1 protein-coding gene and 1 pseudogene are annotated in these 2,022 nt (G+C 45.2%); both read right to left on the bottom strand.

Annotation, left to right across the window (positions count from 1 at the left end; translation table 11 throughout):
* Positions 1 to 97: 97 nt before the first annotated feature.
* Entirely contained in the window at positions 98 to 442 is a 345-nt protein-coding gene (locus HMPREF9371_RS10800; RefSeq protein WP_040661208.1) for a hypothetical protein, read from the bottom strand.
* A 1-nt stretch (position 443) separates the two neighbouring features.
* Positions 444 to 2,022, bottom strand: a pseudogene (locus HMPREF9371_RS12840) (hypothetical protein); the annotation flags it as partial.

Below are 2,022 nucleotides of genomic sequence, written 5' to 3'. Positions count from 1 at the left end.
GCTCGGCGTCGAAACGGTTGTTCAGGTAGCCAGATAGGCTACCTGAAAGCATTTCTTTAAAGAATTATTTAAAATTATAAAGAGATGTATGGACTGCTTACCAGTCAATTAAATTTTCACTACGTATAATCCGTAAAAATTCTTGCCTGTCTGCTAACTCACCATCTATAACGCCATCCCATAGATTTTTTTCGACCAAAGACCAATGAAACAACCCCAAAAAGCGGCCATCTTCACTCGCGTAAAAAATTATTTTAAAGGATATGCTTGGATCTAAAATAATAATCTCATCAGGATAATGTATAAGTAAACCATCATAATTTTTTTCCATGCATGCAAAATGTATTTTGCAATCACTCCAATAAATAGCAAATACATTCATAATTGCGCCATTATTTTTATTCAGTACTGAAAACGGATTACCTTTTTCTTGAACTTTCATTTTATCTTTTTCTATTGATTGAGTTAATCGGTTGACTAGGGTCTTGAATATTAAAAGGTCGGTTATCAAACTTTAAATCATATACCCTCTTATTGATATGATTATATTGATAATGGATGATAATTTTTTCTCCAGTTGACAATTGCTGGGTGGCTTGCATCTTTTGAAAACCAGCACTTTGGGGGAATCGTGGATCTGTATTCATACCATCTAAATTTCTTCCCTGTAAAGGATTCACTCTGACGCTCTTTGCAAAAATCTGCTCCTGCAGGTTTCTAGGTATTGTTGATTGGTATTGTTTGGCTGTTGACACATTTCGTGCTTGGTGACGTGTGATCATCCCCGGCGCAACCTGAACGGTTCTGACAGATCCACCAATGGAAATAGCACGGTCTATTTTATCTCCCAACCAATTTTCTACTTCTCCCTGCATAGGATTATTGGTATTTCTAGGCACATTTAATGACACTGGATTAATACTGGTGCGTGCGATACCATTAATTGTTCCAATGAGTCCATTTACCAAACGTGAAGGAGTGTTGCTAATGGCCGCCTTAGATCCTCCTGATATTGTACTGATTAAATTATCGTTTAAATCCGATTTTCTACGTTGCTCAGTGTGTGCTGGTTGCTGATATAGGCGTATTCTTTCTTCCCTATATCCATTTTGATCGGAAAATTTAGACGGATCTCGGTCGTAGCCCATATTGGAAAATTCGAGGAATCTTTTCCCCTCAACCATGAAATTACCTGTGTGCCTTCTTAAAAAATCTTCGGCAGCCGTATCGCTATTGGCATACAACTCACGGTAATTTGCATCCACTTGCCTCATAGCTTGCGCCATCAGCCTATCAGTAGCCTGTTGAATACTAATACCTTGGTTATGTGCAAATAATGAAGCATATTGTTTGATTTTAGCAATTTCATTGTCGTGCAGTTGCCGGTTGTGCCAATCGGCATTGCTGCCGGTTACGGCACCACCCGTGCCGCCTGCCATCCAGCCGATGGCGGCACCGCCCAAGGTATCTACCACGGCTTTGCCTGTGCCGCCTAGATGATTGCCCAGTGCTTCCAAATGGGGGGCGCTTAAGGCGGCCGCTCCTGCCCCCAATGCGCCGTCTGCGCTGCCGGTGAGCAGTCCGCCGGCTCCGGCGTGTAGGAGGGCGCGGCCGATGCCGCCTTCTTTCCACAATTCATAAGCAGCTTGGTTGTCGGCCAGGTATTGGTTGATGCGGTTTAAATCTGCCCTCAGCTCGGCTTTTTCTGCTTCGCTGTGGTTTTGCCGGAGTTCGGCTTCCAACAGGTTTTTCAGCATTTGAGCATGCTGATGGTGTTGGGTGTTGCCCAAGTAGTCGGAAGCGACGGCAACACCTTGTGCGGCGATGGGGGCGAAGTCTTGGCTGACGCTGGTTTGCAGGTCGATTTCGTTTTGCACCCGCTCGGCGTCGAAACGGTTGTCCAGGTAGCCTGCTTGGGCATCGGCGGTGTCGCTGCGCCGGTCGGTGTAAATGGCGGCGGCGGCCTGTTCGGGGCTTTGGCCGGTATGGGCTTGTTGGGCGGCTTCGTCGGTGATGTGAATA

This window comes from Neisseria shayeganii 871 (genome assembly GCF_000226875.1).
Classification (GTDB): Bacteria; Pseudomonadota; Gammaproteobacteria; order Burkholderiales; family Neisseriaceae; genus Eikenella; species Eikenella shayeganii.
Note: the sequence above shows the minus strand (reverse complement) of the source record. Positions and strands in the feature narration are given on the sequence as shown.

Bases quoted from the DNA above. Each gene is read 5' to 3' on its own strand.
- HMPREF9371_RS10800 (WP_040661208.1), bottom strand. From the start codon at position 442: ATGAAAGTTCAAGAAAAAGGTAATCCGTTTTCAGTACTGAATAAAAAT.